This is a genomic window from Micromonospora chokoriensis, assembly GCF_900091505.1.
Lineage (GTDB): Bacteria > Actinomycetota > Actinomycetes > Mycobacteriales > Micromonosporaceae > Micromonospora > Micromonospora chokoriensis.
In genome coordinates this window covers 1,681,006-1,696,141 of record NZ_LT607409.1, presented here as the reverse complement: position 1 = coordinate 1,696,141, position 15,136 = coordinate 1,681,006, and the positions used below count along the sequence as shown (strand labels likewise).

Annotated in this window: 15 protein-coding genes; 3 read left to right on the top strand and 12 right to left on the bottom strand. The window is 72.5% G+C overall.

Annotated features, from left to right (window positions below; translation table 11 throughout):
- The first annotated feature begins 53 nt into the window (after positions 1-53).
- Together GA0070612_RS07985 and hisC are read left to right on the top strand one after the other, a co-directional pair.
- Positions 54-1,064: an RDD family protein gene (locus GA0070612_RS07985; RefSeq protein ID WP_088987333.1), complete on the top strand. Its 1,011-nt coding sequence runs from the start codon at positions 54-56 to the stop codon at positions 1,062-1,064.
- Positions 1,061-2,164 (top strand): histidinol-phosphate transaminase, encoded by a 1,104-nt coding sequence (gene hisC / locus GA0070612_RS07980; RefSeq protein ID WP_088987332.1) that lies wholly within the window; start codon positions 1,061-1,063, stop codon positions 2,162-2,164. Before GA0070612_RS07985 ends, hisC begins: the two co-directional genes overlap by 4 nt.
- 73 nt (positions 2,165-2,237) lie before the next feature.
- On the opposite strand, the gene GA0070612_RS07975 is transcribed toward hisC, so the two are convergent.
- From GA0070612_RS07975 to GA0070612_RS07935, 9 genes are all read right to left on the bottom strand, one after another.
- Positions 2,238-3,230, bottom strand: a complete 993-nt coding sequence (locus GA0070612_RS07975; RefSeq protein ID WP_088987331.1) for a COG1470 family protein — start codon at positions 3,228-3,230, stop codon at positions 2,238-2,240.
- Between the two features lie 22 nt (positions 3,231-3,252).
- Positions 3,253-3,807, bottom strand: a complete 555-nt coding sequence (locus tag GA0070612_RS07970; protein WP_231924502.1) for a hypothetical protein — start codon at positions 3,805-3,807, stop codon at positions 3,253-3,255.
- 114 nt (positions 3,808-3,921) lie between these two features.
- Entirely contained in the window at positions 3,922-6,390 is a 2,469-nt protein-coding gene (locus GA0070612_RS07965) for an Ig-like domain-containing protein (RefSeq protein ID WP_167393607.1), read from the bottom strand.
- Positions 6,391-6,487: 97 nt separating this feature from the next.
- The gene (locus tag GA0070612_RS07960; protein ID WP_088987329.1) at positions 6,488-6,877 is read right to left on the bottom strand and encodes an LPXTG cell wall anchor domain-containing protein; all 390 of its coding nucleotides are present in this window, start codon (positions 6,875-6,877) and stop codon (positions 6,488-6,490) included.
- A gap of 88 nt (positions 6,878-6,965) precedes the next feature.
- A complete protein-coding gene (locus GA0070612_RS07955) occupies positions 6,966-8,225 on the bottom strand; it encodes an outer membrane protein assembly factor BamB family protein (protein ID WP_088987328.1) in 1,260 nt (419 codons plus the stop codon).
- Between the two features lie 152 nt (positions 8,226-8,377).
- A complete protein-coding gene (locus GA0070612_RS07950; protein ID WP_088987327.1) occupies positions 8,378-8,860 on the bottom strand; it encodes an SRPBCC family protein in 483 nt (160 codons plus the stop codon).
- Between the two features lie 144 nt (positions 8,861-9,004).
- Positions 9,005-9,214, bottom strand: coding sequence for a DUF397 domain-containing protein (locus tag GA0070612_RS07945; protein WP_088987326.1), 210 nt, complete (start codon positions 9,212-9,214; stop codon positions 9,005-9,007).
- Between the two features lie 174 nt (positions 9,215-9,388).
- Positions 9,389-10,585, bottom strand: coding sequence for a fumarylacetoacetase (gene fahA / locus GA0070612_RS07940; protein WP_088987325.1), 1,197 nt, complete (start codon positions 10,583-10,585; stop codon positions 9,389-9,391).
- Positions 10,582-11,451: a hypothetical protein gene (locus tag GA0070612_RS07935; RefSeq protein ID WP_088987324.1), complete on the bottom strand. Its 870-nt coding sequence runs from the start codon at positions 11,449-11,451 to the stop codon at positions 10,582-10,584. The genes fahA and GA0070612_RS07935 overlap by 4 nt, the downstream gene beginning before the upstream one ends.
- A gap of 94 nt (positions 11,452-11,545) precedes the next feature.
- Here GA0070612_RS07935 and GA0070612_RS07930 point away from each other — a divergent pair, with 94 nt between their 5' ends.
- Positions 11,546-12,712 carry a homogentisate 1,2-dioxygenase gene (locus tag GA0070612_RS07930; RefSeq protein WP_088987323.1) on the top strand — a complete coding sequence of 389 codons (1,167 nt, stop codon included), beginning with the start codon at positions 11,546-11,548 and terminating at the stop codon, positions 12,710-12,712.
- Positions 12,713-12,848: 136 nt separating this feature from the next.
- On the opposite strand, the gene GA0070612_RS07925 is transcribed toward GA0070612_RS07930, so the two are convergent.
- The 3 genes from GA0070612_RS07925 to ispD are packed head-to-tail and all read right to left on the bottom strand — an operon-like array spanning position 12,849 to position 15,082.
- On the bottom strand, positions 12,849-13,877 hold the full coding sequence (locus tag GA0070612_RS07925; protein WP_088987322.1) for a tetratricopeptide repeat protein: 1,029 nt from the start codon (positions 13,875-13,877) through the stop codon (positions 12,849-12,851).
- 10 nt (positions 13,878-13,887) lie between these two features.
- Positions 13,888-14,373 carry a 2-C-methyl-D-erythritol 2,4-cyclodiphosphate synthase gene (gene ispF, locus GA0070612_RS07920; RefSeq protein WP_088987321.1) on the bottom strand — a complete coding sequence of 162 codons (486 nt, stop codon included), beginning with the start codon at positions 14,371-14,373 and terminating at the stop codon, positions 13,888-13,890.
- A 13-nt stretch (positions 14,374-14,386) separates the two neighbouring features.
- Entirely contained in the window at positions 14,387-15,082 is a 696-nt protein-coding gene (gene ispD / locus GA0070612_RS07915) for a 2-C-methyl-D-erythritol 4-phosphate cytidylyltransferase (RefSeq protein WP_088987320.1), read from the bottom strand.
- Positions 15,083-15,136: the final 54 nt, after the last annotated feature.

Here is a 15,136-nt window from a genome sequence, read left to right as displayed (position 1 = left end):
AGGCTCAGTAGCGTGGCGCCTCGCGCCGTCGCGCAGCGAAGCGGAGCGACGGCGTGAGCGTGCAACCCGGCTGGTACGTCGACCCCGCCGACACCGAGACCCGACGCTACTGGGACGGCGAGGGTTGGCTCGGCGCGCCCATTCCCGTCGACGCCACACCGCCGGACGGTCCTCCGCAGGTCGAGCCGGTCGAGCCGGTCACCCCGGCAGCGACTCCGACCTCCGGCCCGGCGGCCCCCGGCTCCGAAGCCGTCGCGCCGGGCGGGCCGCACCAGGGCCCACCACCCGGGTACGGCCCACAGTCGGGCTACGGCCCACCACCGGGGCCAGGCCCGGGATGGGGTCCGCAGGGCGGACCGCCGGGATGGGGTCCGCAGGGCGGCCCACCTGGTTGGGTGCCGCAGGGCGGCCCACCTGGTTGGGTGCCGCCGGCTGGTCAGCCCGGCTGGCCCGGGCGACCGCCCGAGCCGAGGCCGCATGGCCACCGGCTCGCCGGCTACGGTCGCCGACTCACCGCCCGGCTGATCGACTTCGGCCTCATTCTCGCGCTGAACGTGCTGGTCAACGGCTGGTTCATCTGGCGCTGGGCGCAGGAGTGGGCACCGTACTGGCAGGAGTTCGCCCGGCGCGTCGCGAACCGCGACAGGTCCGCCGAGGGCATGCCGATCCCCGGTGAGCAGGCGGGATCGCTGCTTGTGGTGATCCTGCTGATCGCCACCGCGCTGTGGCTGGCGTACGAGGTGCCCTCCATGGCCTCCGGTGGGCAGACCTTCGGCAAGCGGGTGATGCGGATCCGAGCGGTGCCGATGGCCGCCGACGAGCCGCTGGGCGTCGGCCGGGCACTGAGCCGGTGGAGCACGCTGGGCCTGCCGACGCTGCTCTGGTACTGCGCCGGGATCGGCCTGGTGCTGCAACTGGTCGACTCCCTCTCTCCACTCTTCGACCACCCCCTGCGTCAGGCGCTGCACGACAAGCGCGCGCAGACGGTGGTCGTCGAGGTTCCCTACCGCCCCGGTCCCACCCCCTCGGACGACCGCAACCAGCCCTCGGGAGACACTCCATGACCGACTCCGGACGTCACCAGCCGGCCCTGCGGCTGACCCGCGCCGACCTGGAAGCGTTGCCCAACTACGTGCCTGGGCGCAGCCCCGCCGACCTGGCTCGCGAGTTGGGCCTTCCGGAGGCCGTCAAGCTGGCCAGCAACGAGGTTCCGTACGGGCCGCTGCCGGGTGTGGTGGAGGCGGTCACCGAGGCGATCACGGCCTCGCACCGCTACCCGGACATGGGCGTGGTCGCGCTGCGGGAGGCGCTGGCCGAGCGGTACGGCATGGACGCCGACCGGATCGCCACCGGCTGCGGGTCGGTGGCGCTCGCCGAGCACCTGGTCCGGGCGACCTGCCTGCCCGGGGACGAGGTGCTCTACTCGTGGCGCTCCTTCGAGGCGTACCCGATCATCGCGGCGACCAGCGGCGCGACGAGCGTGCGGGTGCCCAACGACGCCGGGCACGGGCACGACCTGACGGCAATGGCCGCGGCCGTGACCGACCGCACCCGGATGATCCTGGTCTGCAACCCGAACAACCCCACGGGCACCGCGGTACGCCGGGCGGAACTGGACGCGTTCCTCGACGCGGTGCCGGACGACGTGCTGGTGGTGATCGACGAGGCGTACCGGGAGTTCGTCACCGACGCGGAGGTGCCGGACGGGCTCGACTACGTGGACCGGCCGAACGTGGCGGTGCTGCGCACCCTGTCGAAGGCGTGGGGGCTGGCGGGGCTGCGGATCGGCTGGTTGGTTGCCCAGCCGGTGGTGGCTGCCGCGATCCGCAAGGTGACCACCCCGTTCTCCACCAGCACGGCCGCCCAGGCCGGGGCGCTCGCCGCGTTGACCCAGGCAGCCGAGATGGAGCGCCGGTGTGCCCTGGTCATCGCCGAGCGGGACCGGGTCACCGAGGCGCTGCGCAAGTTCCTGCCCGACGTGCCGACGAGCCAGGCCAACTTCGTCTGGCTGCCGCTGACCGACCGTTCGGTGGCGTTCGGTAAGGCGTGCGAGGCGCGGGGCGTGATCGTGCGGCCGTTCGTCGGCGACGGCGTCCGGGTCACCATCGGCACCCCGGCGGAGAACGACGCTTTCCTGGCGGCTGCGGAGGCGGCGCTCGGCTGAGCGTGTTCGGCCCGGCCCGCCACAGTGGGCGGGCCGGGCGACCGGACCCGTGGACCGTCGTGCTCGCCGCTGCTCAGCCCAGCCGCGCGGCCCGCAGTGGCGTCTGCCGGCGGCGGCGTGCCACGACCAGCAGACCGGCCAGGAGCAGCAGGCCGACGGCGAGCGAACCACCGACGATCATCGACAGGTCGTCGAGTCCGAAGGTGCTGGCCGGCTCGCCCGGGTCCGGGAAGGTGATCGTGGCGCTCGCGGTCTCCTTGACCAACCCACTGGTCAGGGTGAGGTCCGCACGCCACGGCCCGTTGGGCAGTTTCGGGGGTAGGGCGACGGTGACCGACCCGGACTGCGCCGGGCCGAGAGTGGTCCCGTCGACCACCTCGAACGGGCCCGCCCGGACGCCCGCCGGCCCCTCGGCCAACGAGAGCGCGCCGGTCAGGTCCAACGCCCGGCCGCCGGTGTTGCGCACCGCGACGGCCAGGGTGGCCTGCCCCTCGACGGTCCGCCCCGCGGTGAAGTCGCCGATGGCGAAACTGGACGGCGGCTCACCGCCGGCGCCGATGGCGAGGTAGACACGGATGCCCACCCGGTGCACCTGGGTGACGTTGCCGCCGTCCTTCGGGCCGGACGTGACCGCGGCCCAGATCACCGCGTACCGTTCGCCGGCCGACGCCTTCTCCGGGACCCGGATCGTCGCCGTCAGCTCCGACTCCTCGCCGGGCCCGAGGGCGACTGTGGAGCGGTCCAGCGACGTCCAGGAGACCAGCTCGTTGGCGTGGCGGCCCTCACCGAACCGGAACTGCCCGCCGTCGACTGTGGCGGATGCCGGGTACAGCTCCAGGCGGTACCGGCTGTCGGAGCGGTTGACCACCTTGAGCTGGCGGCTGATCGTGCTGCCGGGTGCGAGGTGGTCGATGATGTAGGTGTGGGCACGCGGGTCCGCCCGCCGGTCGACCGGTGCTTCGAGCAGCTGGATGCCGAGCCTGTCCCGCTCCGGACCGGGCGCGGCTGCCCCGGCGGGTGCCGGGGCAGCCGGGGTGGCGGCGAGCAGCGCGGCCAGCGCCGCCACCGCCAGACGAAGCCCGAACCGGTCAGGCCACCGAATGTGTCACCGTCCCGGTGTAGAGGCCGACGACGGCCGACGCGGGGATGTTGACGTTCAGCGTCGGCGACCAGGCGACGCTGTTGATGCCGGTGCCGCCGGTGTGGGTGAAGGCGACGATCGGGTTGACGGTGTCCAACGGCTCGGCGTTGGCCGAGGTCAGCTGGCCGGGCGTGAAGGTGCCGTTGCCCTCCTCCTCCGCGCCCGGGCCGGACCAGTAGTCGACCTGGCTGGCCAGGATCCGCTCGCTGGGGCTGCCGCCGCCGGTCTCGAAGTGGGTCGAGGTGACGGTGGCTGTCCACGACGCGTCCGGGGCGCCGCGCTGGTCGGTCACCCGTACGGTGCCGATCGAGCCGCTGAGCACCGTGCCGGGCAGTCCACTGCCGAGGCTGGCCGTCTCGGGGGCGGTGATGTCGAGGCCGGCACCGACCACGTTGAACGTGACGACGGTGCTGTCGGTGGGCGCGGCGACCGCGGGGGTGGTCAGCGCGAGGCCCGCCCCGACGGCTACGGCGGCGCAGGCCACCACACGAAGAGAGCGCATAGACTTCCTCACTTCCAGTTCGGTAACGCCGGGTGTTGGCGGCGGCACGTCAGCCACACACCCATTTTTATGGGTTTTTGTCCGCATTGTGCGCTTTCGCGCCTTCTGTACCTCTTACGCGACCGAGTGCACGATCGTCGCCTGGTACTCCCCCGTGACCAGGGACGGATCGAGCGTCACGGTGAGGCTCGGACTCCACATCACCTCGTTCGGGCCGGTGCCCCCGGTCCAGCGCGCGGCGATCTGCGAGGTGCCCAAAGCCGCGCCAGGCTGCGGCAGGAACGTCCCGGTGCCGATGGTCTGCGTGGCCGGGCCCGAGGAGTAGGTCACCGAGGCGCCCGGCACCACCCCACCGCCGCCCGTGAAGCTGGTGATCGAGACAGTCGCCGTCCAACTACCGGACTGCGCGCCGCGGTCGTCGGTGACCACGACCGGGCCGAGCACCCCGTTGGCAGTCGGGGCACCCACCCGGACCGTGGGCAGAACCGCGGCCTCCGGCGCGCTGATCGAGAGGCCGGAACCCGCCGCCGGACTGACCACCACCGTGACCCGGCCCGTCGCCCGACCGTCGCCCGGGTCGCGGACCGTGTACTCGAAGCTGTCCTCGCCGGCGAAGCCCGCCCCCGCGGTGTACGTGCACCCCGCGGTGTCGCACACGAAGCTGCCGTTGCCCGTGCCGCCGGTCGCCGGCACGACGGAGAGCGGGTCGCCGTCCACATCGGTGTCGTTGGCCAGCACCGCCACGGTCACCGGTGCCGCGCCCGCCGTGGTCGCGCGATCGGCCACCGCCACCGGCGGGTCGTTGACGGCGGCGACGGTGATGGTGCCGGCCGCCGAGGCGGACCGTCCGGACGGGTCGGAGACGGTGTAGCTGAAGCTCACCGATCCGTTGACGTTCGGTGCCGGGACGTAGGTGCAGGCACCGGAGGGCGCACAGGTCAGCGTTCCCTGCGCCGACGGCGTCGACGTGACGGTGAAGGTGACCTCGTCCCCGTCCGGCTCCACCACGTAGTCGCGCAGGGTGAAGGTGAGTGCGGTGTCCTCGGCCGTACCGACCTGGACCGCCTGCGCCTGCGGGCTGTCGTTGATGTCGGTCCGGGTGGGATCCCCCACCCCGGCCGCCGACGGGTCGTCGGTGAGATCCGTGTAGATGGTGCTCGACGTCGGTGACCCGTAGCTGATGCTCGCCTGATTGGCCACCGTCACACCGGGTGCCGGCGAGTCCACTACCCGCGCACGGAAGCGCACCGTGTTCACCGCCCCCGTGACCAGCGTGCCGCCGGCCGCCGCCGTCGCGCCGGTGCCCAGGTTGACCACCACCCGGTTGCTGGCCGCGACGTAACCGGCCTGGTCGTCACCGGCAGCGTCGGTACGAGCGGCACCGTTGACGCTCAACGACCCGGGCACGTACGTGGTGGCCGCCGGGATGGCGTCGGTGAGTTGCACTGTGGTGGCGTTCTCGTTGCCGCTGGAGGTGACCGACACCGTGTACTCGAGCTGGTCGCCGGGCTCGACGCGGCTCCCGCCACCCACCCGGCCGACCGTCTTCGTGGCGATGACGTCCGGTTCCAGGATGTCGATGGCGGTGAAGAGCGCCATCGGCTCGTACGACTCACCGCCGGTGCTGAACGCCACTGTCGCGGAGGTCTGCGCGTTGCCGATCGAGCCGGCCGGCGCGGCCAGGTAGTCGATGTCGAAGCCGAGTTGGTTGACATAGTTCGGGTTCTTCGCTGTCACCCGGGAGCCGAGCCGGGTGATCGAACTGTTGAAGAAGTTCGTCGCCGGGTTCAGCGCGTCGTTCAACGCGACCCCGTTGAACGAGATGCCGTCGCCGGTCAGCCCGGCGTCCCCCTCCGAGGCGATCGCCCCGATGCGCGCCGTCACAGCACCCGCACTGGGGGTGCGGAAACCGGAGATGGTGGTGGTCACCCGGGAGTCGGCCGCGGCGGAGCTGATCTCGGCGTACCCGTCGAAAACCGCCAGGTTGCGGAGCGGCTGGGCGGGGTCGCGGATCGCCACGACCAGGGCCCACCCACCGCGCGCGTTCGCGCCCAACGTGGTGGTCAGGCCGCCCACCGTGTAGCTCCCACTGCCGGTGACGAGCGCTGTCACTTCGGCGAACGCGGAGTACGCGACGCCACCGTTGGTGGCCACCCGGCCTGTGCTGACCTGACCCTGGAGGGTGGTGTAGAGCTGCCCGGGAGCGGCGAACCGGATGCTGGCGCGTCCGGCGTCACCGCTCGCGCCGCTGCCCATCCACCAGAGACCGGCCCAGAGCACGCTGGCTCCGGTCGGCACGGTCAGTGTGGCGCTGCTGGAGTTGGTCGTCGCGGCGACGCTGTCCACATCGACGTAGCGGGCGGTGAAGTCGTTGTTGTTGGCGGTGGCGCCGGTCTGCGCGGTCGCGCACGGGCCACTCGGTGTCGAGCAGGTCACCAGGGTGTTGCCGGCGAAGATGACATCTCCGCGCTCGCTCTCCTGGAAGCGCGGGGTGAACGTGCGGACCAGCGCCGCCGAGGCCGGCTGCGCCGGCAGGGCTACCAGACCACCGAGCAGCACGAGCACTGAGGCGACCGTGGCCACCGTTCGTCGTAGAAACCGCATTGAGGCCGAGCCCTTCAGTCTGCTGTCCGCCGCCTAGCAGTCTGAAGGATGTGTGGTGCTTTTTGTCCGTTTTCAGTTAACCGGCCGACCGCCGCCGGCGCAGCAGGACCCCGCCGACCACGAGCGTCGCACCCACCAGGACCAGCATGAGCAGCGATGGCCCCACGCCGGTGACCGGGAGTTCGCCACCGTGCTGCGGCGAGCGGGTCGGCGGCTGCGGTTGAGCGGTCTCCGTCGGCTGCGCCGTCGGAGTGGGCGGCGGCTGCGTGGGAGGGGCCGTGGTCGGCGCGGGGCGCACCTCGAAGATGACTCCGGTGCCGGCGCTCGGCGCCACCACCGCCCTGCCCGACGGCTGACCGACGGCGTTCGGGGCGACCGGCGCGAGGAGCGCAGCCGCAAGGACGACGAAGACGACCAGAGCCAACCGGCCGGTGACCGGGATCGCGGAGAGTCGTCGATGCGGCATGTCAGTTACCCCCGGATCACACAGAGTGATGTTGAGGGGACCATACCGCCGAACATGAACCGGAACCGTGATTGCCGGCTCCACCGCCTCAGCTCGCCGCCAGGATCACCGGTTCGGACGACAGGAAGTACCGCTGGTCATCCGCGTCCGGGTCGACCGGCCGCCGGAGACGCTCCATCGCCACGTACCCACCCGTGGCCGTCACCGCCCCCGGCACCCAGCCGGTGCCGTCCGAACCCACGTTGAGCGCAAAGCGGGACAGCTGGGCACCCGTCACCGGGTCCAGCGTCACCAGGTCGTTCGCCTCCGTCAGGAGGTGTACCCGGCCGGGCTGTGCGGCCAGCACCCGGGCCGCGCCCAGGCCCGCGGACCGCCACAGCTCGACGCCCGTCCGCGCGGAGCGCCCCACCGCGACCCCGTCGAGGACGACGACGGCCTGCTCACCCACCAGCACGGCACCGGCCGGGTCCAGCGCGGGGGCAGCCACCGGCACGTCGGCACCCAGCAACCAACCTCGGCCGCCCGCGTCGCCCGGACCGGCGGTCCGCAGGGCCAGGCAGTCCGACTGTCCGGTACGGCAGCCGAGCGGCGTCACCACCAACTCGTCGGAGGAACCACCCGGCGGTCGCCACCGCTCGCGCACCACACCGGTCAGCGCGTCCCGGAACTCGATCGTGGTCGGCCCGGCACACCTGTCCAGACCGATCAGCTGACCGGCGGCGGTCGTCCCGACATCGCTGCGACAACTGCCGGGCAGGTCCACCCGCCACAGCTCCCGGCCGTCGCGCAGCTCGACCCCGCGCGCCTGAGCGTTTCCGCTGACCACCAGCACGGTCCGGCCGCCGGGAAGGTCGGCGAGCCGGAGCCCGCGCGGCTCCCAGACCGTGACCGCACCGGTACGCCGCACCACAGCGGACGTCGGGGTGGGCTTCGGACCGTCGGCTCTCCAGAGCACCCCACCGGTCCGGGCGTCGAGCGCGACCAGTCGGCCGTCGGACCAGCGGCTGACCACGGTGCTGCCGCTGGCCGCGATCCCGGTCAGTTCCGCCGGCCAGCGCCGGTACGACCAGTACGGGCTGGTTCGGTACCGCCCGTCGACCGGCCGGTCGGCATAGACCTGACGGTGTGCGGCGTACACCCGCAGCCTCTCGTCCACGATCAACGGGGCGACCGGAAGGCGGCCGATCACTCCGGCGGGCGGCCGGGCCGGGGCCGGGTAGTCACCCCTCGCCACCGTGCTCACCTCCGCCGGCGCGAGCACCCGGTGGACGACGACCGCGACGGCCGCGGTCGCGAGCAGCGCCGCGACCACCATCACGAGCCGTCGCCGGCCTCTCGGGAACCCCATGCCGCACCTCCGCCCGGCACCCTACCCAGCGGAACTGGCCGCACCCCGTTCAGGTCGCAGCGACGGTGGTCACGCCCGGTGCGGCCCGAACGGCGGCAGCGGTCACGACAGGCCCTGGAGTGAGCCCCGCACCGCCTCGGCCCGGTCGGCTCTCAGGCAGCTTCGAGCGAGCCGATGACGCCGGCCGCTGCCGCCAGGTCGGCGAGATCACGCCGGAGCGCCACCTCGACCGCACGCGCGGCGAGGCCACCGAGCAACAGCGCCACCACCCGGCCGTACGGGTGGGTGGGCACCGCTTCCTGGGTGACGGTGATCGCCGTGCGACCCCGGCGGCGACGCCGGACCGGACGCAGGCTCCAGGTGATCCGGTAGTCGACGCCGGCCCCGGAGGAACACAGCACCAGCCGCTGCGGAGCCAGTGCCTCCACCACCAGGAATTCCTCGCTCGACGTGCCGCCGCCCGGCTGGGCGCGCTCCTCACGCCAGGCCGTGCCGGGGCCGAACGGCCCCGGAGTGAGCACCTCGATCGGGCCCGCCGCGGTCAGCAGGGCCGCACGGCCGGGCAGGTCGGTCAGCAGACGCCAGACATCGGCAGCGTGTGCCTCGATGATTCTGGTAACCGCCACCGTCGACATGCCACCCTCCCGTGTCCCCGACGGTACGCGGAGTGAGGGCCGGGCGGGGCCCCCGGACGGAATTTCCACCATCCGGAGGCCACTCTGTCCCGATGGGACCGTTGCTCGGCACCGGGCGTCGTCGACCGGTGCCGAGGCTTTCGGTCAGCGTTCGAAGCGACCGGCTCGAATCGCGCCGATGAAGGCTGTCCACCCCGGCGGGCTGACCGCGAGTGTGGGGCCGGCCTGGTCCTTGGAGTCGCGGACCGCGACCAGACCGTGGACATCGACCAGGTTGTCCGCCACTTCCACGCAGAGCCCCTGGTCGTTGGAACGGCTACTGGTACGCCAGATCGCGCCCGCAAGATCGTGCATCGTCGTTACCTCCGTGTGCGATGGACGCCCGACCGCTGACGGCCGGGCAGCGCCCGGCCCAGATTGCGCGGCAAGGCAACAGGATCCGGACGATCAACGGATCAACCAGGGCGGGTTATCGCACGGGCTGTGCGATAACCGGTCCCGTGCACGAGACGGATGGACGGTGCCCGCTCAGACGGCCGGGCGAACCGTGCCGGTGACCTCGCCGAGGGCGATGGTGGTGCCGTCCGGACCGGGCGCGGTGGCGGTGATGGTCACCGTGTCGCCGTCGGCCAGGAAGGTGCGGGTCTCGTCGCCCACCTTGACCGGTTCCGCCCCGCCCCAGGTCAACTCCAGGAACGAGCCGACCTGCGAACGGTCCGGGCCGGAGACGGTGCCGGAGGCGTACAGGTCGCCGGTGCGCAGTGACGCGCCGTTGACGGTGAGGTGCGCCAACTGCTGCGCCGGAGTCCAGTACATGGTGGCGAACGGCGGCTCGCTGACCTGTTCGCCGTTCCACTCGACCACCAGTCGGAGGTCCAGGCCCAGGTGCGGCACGTCACGCAGGTAGTCGACGACCGGCGGGTCCTGGTCGGGGGCGGGGACGAAGGCGTCGCCGAGCGCGTCCAGCGGCGTCACCCAGGCCGACACCGAGGTGGCGAACGACTTGCCGAGGAACGGGCCGAGCGGCTGGTACTCCCAGGCCTGGATGTCCCGAGCCGACCAGTCGTTGACCAGCACCACGCCGAACACGTGGTCGGCGAAGTCGTCGACAGCGACCCGCTGACCCATCGGGCTGGGTACGCCCACCACGAAGCCCACCTCGGCCTCGATGTCGAGGCGTACCGAGGGGCCCGTGACCGGGCCGTCGGCGGAGGGGCGCTGCCCGGTCGGTCGGACCACCGGTGTGCCGGACACGACCACGGTGCCGGCCCGCCCGTGGTAGCCGATCGGCAGGTGCTTCCAGTTCGGCAGCAGCGGCGGCTGACCGGGGCGGAAGATCTGGCCGACGTTCGAGGCATGGTGCTCGGACGAGTAGAAGTCGACGTAGTCCGCCACCTCGATCGGCAGCAGCAGCTCCACGTCCGCCACGGGCACCAGCAGCGGCTCCACCGCGGCCCGGTGCGCCGGGTCGGTCAGCAGCTCGGTGATCCGCTGCCGTGTCGCCGTCCACTGCGGACGGCCCAGCGCCATGAAGTCGTTGAGGCTGGGCCGGCACAGCGTACCGGCGGCCAGCACCAGGTCGGCGGCCTCCGCCGCGGCCAGGTCGAGCACCCACGACCCGATCCGTACGCCGATCCGTGGCTGTCCCCCGTCGGTCCGGAACACCCCGTACGGCAGGTTCGTCACCCCGTACGGCGAACCGTCGGCACCGGTCACCCACGTCATGCGTCGTAGCCCCCGTTCACCAGCCCAAGCCGGATCAGATCGGTCAGTGGTTCCAGGATGCTGCACGAGCCGAAGCCGACCCACAGCGGGCGCGGCGCGTCCAGCCGCGCGCTCGCGCGCTCCAGCAGGGGCCGCGGATCGAGGACTGTCAGCAGCTCGGCGACCGTCTCCATCCGCTCGCCGTCGGCGGCGGCCAGGGCGGCGGCCAGCACGTTGGCGTATCCGTGGTGGGTGAAGCCGGTCTCCGGGTCCAGGTGCCGGATGGCCTGGTGCAGCCCGGCGGTGAGCTTGAACGGTAGGCCCCGGTCGCGGCAGGCGCAGATCACGGCGGCCAGCTCGGCCGGTGTGGGGAACAGTTCGGCGGCCAGGCCGCCGGTGCGGAACTTGGCGGCGATCGGCACCCCGTCGGCGCGGGCGGCGGCGAGCGCGTCCAGCGCGCCCATCAGCCCGAAGGTCAACGGCAGCTCGGCGTAGACGACACCGACACCCGGCATCGCATCGGTGAGCCGCAGCAGTTCGGCGATGCCGGGCAGCGGATCCTCGCCGCGCTTGGCGACCGGCACCTCGACCTGTCGGGCCGTGATGCCGTAGGGCGCCAGGAACGACAGCGCGAACGGCAGGCGGGCGATACCCGTATCGCCGATCAACCCGATCACCAGGCCCTCGCCCGGGTCGACGAGGCCGGTCAACTCGCCCGTCGCGACGGTCGAGGCGGGAAGGAGCAGCGGGCCGACCAGGTCCGCGTACCAGGCGGCGCGGTGTCGACGGTGAGCGGCGAGCGCGTCGGGGAGCGTGGCGCTGCCCGGCGGGAAGACGGCGGCGTCGTCCACCAGGCCGTCGAGGAGTGCGGGCACCTGCGTTGACACGGAACAAGAATGTACGGGACGCTACGAGGAACGGACAACAGCGTCCGATTATCGGACGCTGTTGATCGGTGAACGGAACAAATCGGGAGGCGAGATGCCGTACTACCGCAGCGTCGGCGATGTGCCGCGCAAGCGCCACACCCAGTTCCGTCAGCCCGACGGGACGCTCTACGCCGAGGAGCTGATGGGCCAGGAGGGCTTCTCCTCCGACTCGTCGCTGCTCTACCACCGGCACGCGCCCACCGCGATCCTCGCCGCCGACGAGTTCGCCCCTCCCCCGTTCACCCGAGCGCCGAACCTGCCGCTCAAGCCCCGCCACCTGCGCACCCACAAGCTGGACACCGGTGGTGCCGACCCCGTCCTCGGCCGGCAGTACCTGCTCGCCAACGACGACGTCCGCATCGGGTACGTCCTCGCCGACCGGCCCTCACCGCTGTTCCGCGACGCCACCGGAGACCACTGCCTGTACGTCGAGTCGGGCACCCTGCGGGTCGAGTCCCCCTTCGGGGCGCTGGACGCGGTGGCCGGCGACTACGTCATCATCCCCACCTCTACCATCCACCGGCTGGTGCCCACCGGCGACCAGCCCGTCCGCCTGCTCACCGTCGAGGCGTCCGGGCACATCGGCCCGCCCAAGCGCTACCTCTCCGTACGCGGCCAGTTCCTGGAGCACTCGCCCTACTGCGAGCGCGACGTCCGCGGCCCGGACGCCCCGCTGCTCGTCGACGGCGAGGAGGTGGAGGTGCTGGTCCGCCACCGCCGCGGCTGGACCCGCTACGTCTACGCCCAGCACCCGTTCGACGTCGTGGGCTGGGACGGTCACCTCTACCCGTGGGCGTTCTCCATCCACGACTTCGAACCGATCACCGGCCGCATCCACCAGCCCCCGCCGGTGCACCAGACCTTCCAGGGCCCCAACTTCGTCATCTGCTCGTTCGTGCCCCGCAAGGTCGACTACCACCCGGACGCGATCCCGGTGCCGTACAACCACCACAACGTCGACTCCGACGAGATGCTCTTCTACACCGGCGGCAACTACGAGGCCCGGCGCGGCTCCGGCATCGAACAGGGCTCGATCTCCCTGCACCCGTCCGGATTCACCCACGGCCCCCAGCCGGGCGCGGCGGAGCGTTCCATCGGTGCTGACTACTTCGACGAGCTGGCTGTCATGGTCGACACGTTCCGCCCCCTGGACCTCTGCGACGCCGCCGGCGCCTGCGAGGACGAGGGGTACGCCTGGACGTGGGCGCGTTCTGTGTAGTCGGCCTTTGGGGTTTCGCCGGAGCCCACCCGCTCTGGGCGGTCAGGCTTGATCCCGACGCGGGCGGGCTCCGGCGAAACCCCTGACCTGGTCGAGCTATCCGACGCTTGTTGATCTTTGGTGGTGCTGCCGGGGGTTAGCGGGTCGCTGTTCTGGTGAACACTGCGAACTCGGCTACCGCCGTGGCGGCGATGGCGAGCACCAGGGGCCACGGGGAGCCGACCACCGCGTACACCAGCAGCAACAGCGGCGCGGCGGCCACTGCGTAGACCGCCAGGGCCATCGCCCGGTCCGAGTGCAGCATCGCGGGCAGGACGGTCCGGGTCAGCCCCGGGAGCCGGGCCGCGAGCTTCCAGACGACGACCCCGCCGGTGAGCGCGGCGAGCACCGCCAGGACCCGGGAGAAGCCGTCGTTCGCCGCAGCCGCGACCGCGACCAGCACCGCTGCCACCAGCGACCATCCCGCGCCGTAGAGCACCAGACGGTGCAGGCCGTACGCCAGCGTCCGCGGCGAGTCGATCCGGCTCGGACTGATCGTCACCGCCTCGGCCACGTGTTCCAGAGCCTCCGACCAGCGACGCTGCTCCAGTCGCATGACACCGACGTCGTGCCCGGCCTCGGCGATGCGCGGATCGAGCCGCAGCGCCTCCCGGTAGGCCCGCTCGGCCAGGTCGAACAGGTCCAGCCGGGCGGCGACCAGGCTGAGCACCAGATGCGCCTGCGGCTCCTCGGGGGCCAGCTCGACCCCGCGCCAGGCCGCATTGAGCGCCGGCTGACCGTTGCGGGAGTCGGCCAGGATCGCCGCGGCGCTGCGCTGGGCGTACGCGTCGGCGGGGCCGAGGGCGAGAATCCGGTCGGCGGTGGCGGCCGACTCGGAGTAGCGCTCCAGGTCGGCCAACGCCATGGCCCGGACGACGAGTGGCGGCAGGGCCTCCGGTGCGGCCGCCACGGCCGTGTCGGCAGCGGTGAGCGCCTCGGCCGGGCGGTGGGCGGCCAGGTGCACCCGGGCCAGCATGGTGAGGGCTTCTGTGTCGTCCGGCTGGAGCGCCAGCCCGTAGGTCAACTCGCCGGCCGCCTCGTCGTGGCGACCGAGTTCGGCGAGGAGTTGGGCGCGCTGGACGTAGCCGTCGGCGGCGGACCGGTCGGGGGCGGGGTCGGTGGACATCGCGGCGAGCTTAGGCGGCCGGCGCGTCGTACACCAGGGCCACCGCGATGCCGGCCAGCCCTTCCTCGCGGCCGGGGAAGCCGAGCCCGTCGGTGGTCGCGCCGGACAGCGTGACCGGGGCGCCGACGGCGGAGGAGAGCACCTGCTGCGCCTCCGCCCGACGTCGGCCGATCTTGGGGCGGTTGCCGACGACCTGCACGGACACATTGCCGATCTCCAGGCCGGCGGCCCGCACCCGACGAGCAGTCTCGGTCAGCAGCGCCACGCCGGACGCGCCCGCCCACTCCGGCTCACCCACCCCGAAGACGGCACCGAGATCACCGAGGTCGGCGGCGGAGAGCAGCGCGTTGCAGGCCGCGTGCGCGACGACGTCGGCGTCCGAGTGCCCGGCGAGGCCGTCCTGGTCGGGCCAGAACAGCCCGGCCACCCAACAGGGTCGACCGGGCTCGAACGCGTGCACGTCGGTGCCGATGGCCACCCTGGGGACGATCATGATCAGAGCGTACGCGTCAGCCGCCGGTGGCGAGCAGATGCTCCGCCAGAGCCAGGTCGAACGGTCGGGTGATTTTCAGTGCGTACTCCGAGCCCGGTACGCAGCTCACCGAGACGCCCTGCTTCTCGACCAGCCCGGCGTCGTCGGTCAGGGGATCACCGGCTGCGGCGTGCGCGGCGCTGAGCACGGCACGGCGGAAACCCTGGGGCGTCTGCACCGCGCGCAGGGCGGAACGGTCGACGGTGCCGAGCACGACCTCGCCGGCACCGACCTCCTTGATCGTGTCAACGACCGGCAGGACCGGGATCACCGCGTCCTGCCCGGCACGGACCGCCGCCGCGACCGACTCGACCAGCTCGGACGGGGTCAGTGCCCGAGCGGCGTCGTGCACCAGGATGATCGACGGGCCGGCGGGCACCGCGGCCAGCGCGGCGGCGACCGACGCCTGCCGTTCCGCACCGCCCGGAACGACGATCACGGGCGCGACCGGGGTCAGCAGTTCACGGACGGCCGTCACCTCGGCCACCGGCGCGGCCACCACGATCGTGTGCACCGATGGCGCGGCGGCCAGCCGGCGCACGGCGTGCACCAGGAGCGGCTCACCGGCGAGCAGCCGCAGCGCCTTGGGTCGACCCGGACCCAGACGTACGCCGGCACCCGCCGCAGGCACGAGGACCGCGACGTCACCGCGCGGATTGAGCTGCGCGGTCACGTCGCGGTCCTCGGTGGTTTCTTCACTACGAAGTGGGACGACGATGCTGTGCGG

Bases quoted from the DNA above. Each gene is read 5' to 3' on its own strand.
- GA0070612_RS07955 (WP_088987328.1), bottom strand. From the start codon at position 8,225: ATGGGGTTCCCGAGAGGCCGGCGACGGCTCGTGATGGTGGTCGCGGCG.
- GA0070612_RS07960 (WP_088987329.1), bottom strand. From the start codon at position 6,877: ATGCCGCATCGACGACTCTCCGCGATCCCGGTCACCGGCCGGTTGGCT.
- fahA (WP_088987325.1), bottom strand. From the start codon at position 10,585: ATGACGTGGGTGACCGGTGCCGACGGTTCGCCGTACGGGGTGACGAAC.
- GA0070612_RS07945 (WP_088987326.1), bottom strand. From the start codon at position 9,214: ATGCACGATCTTGCGGGCGCGATCTGGCGTACCAGTAGCCGTTCCAAC.
- GA0070612_RS07970 (WP_231924502.1), bottom strand. From the start codon at position 3,807: ATGCGCTCTCTTCGTGTGGTGGCCTGCGCCGCCGTAGCCGTCGGGGCG.
- GA0070612_RS07930 (WP_088987323.1), top strand. From the start codon at position 11,546: ATGCCGTACTACCGCAGCGTCGGCGATGTGCCGCGCAAGCGCCACACC.
- hisC (WP_088987332.1), top strand. From the start codon at position 1,061: ATGACCGACTCCGGACGTCACCAGCCGGCCCTGCGGCTGACCCGCGCC.
- GA0070612_RS07950 (WP_088987327.1), bottom strand. From the start codon at position 8,860: ATGTCGACGGTGGCGGTTACCAGAATCATCGAGGCACACGCTGCCGAT.
- GA0070612_RS07925 (WP_088987322.1), bottom strand. From the start codon at position 13,877: ATGTCCACCGACCCCGCCCCCGACCGGTCCGCCGCCGACGGCTACGTC.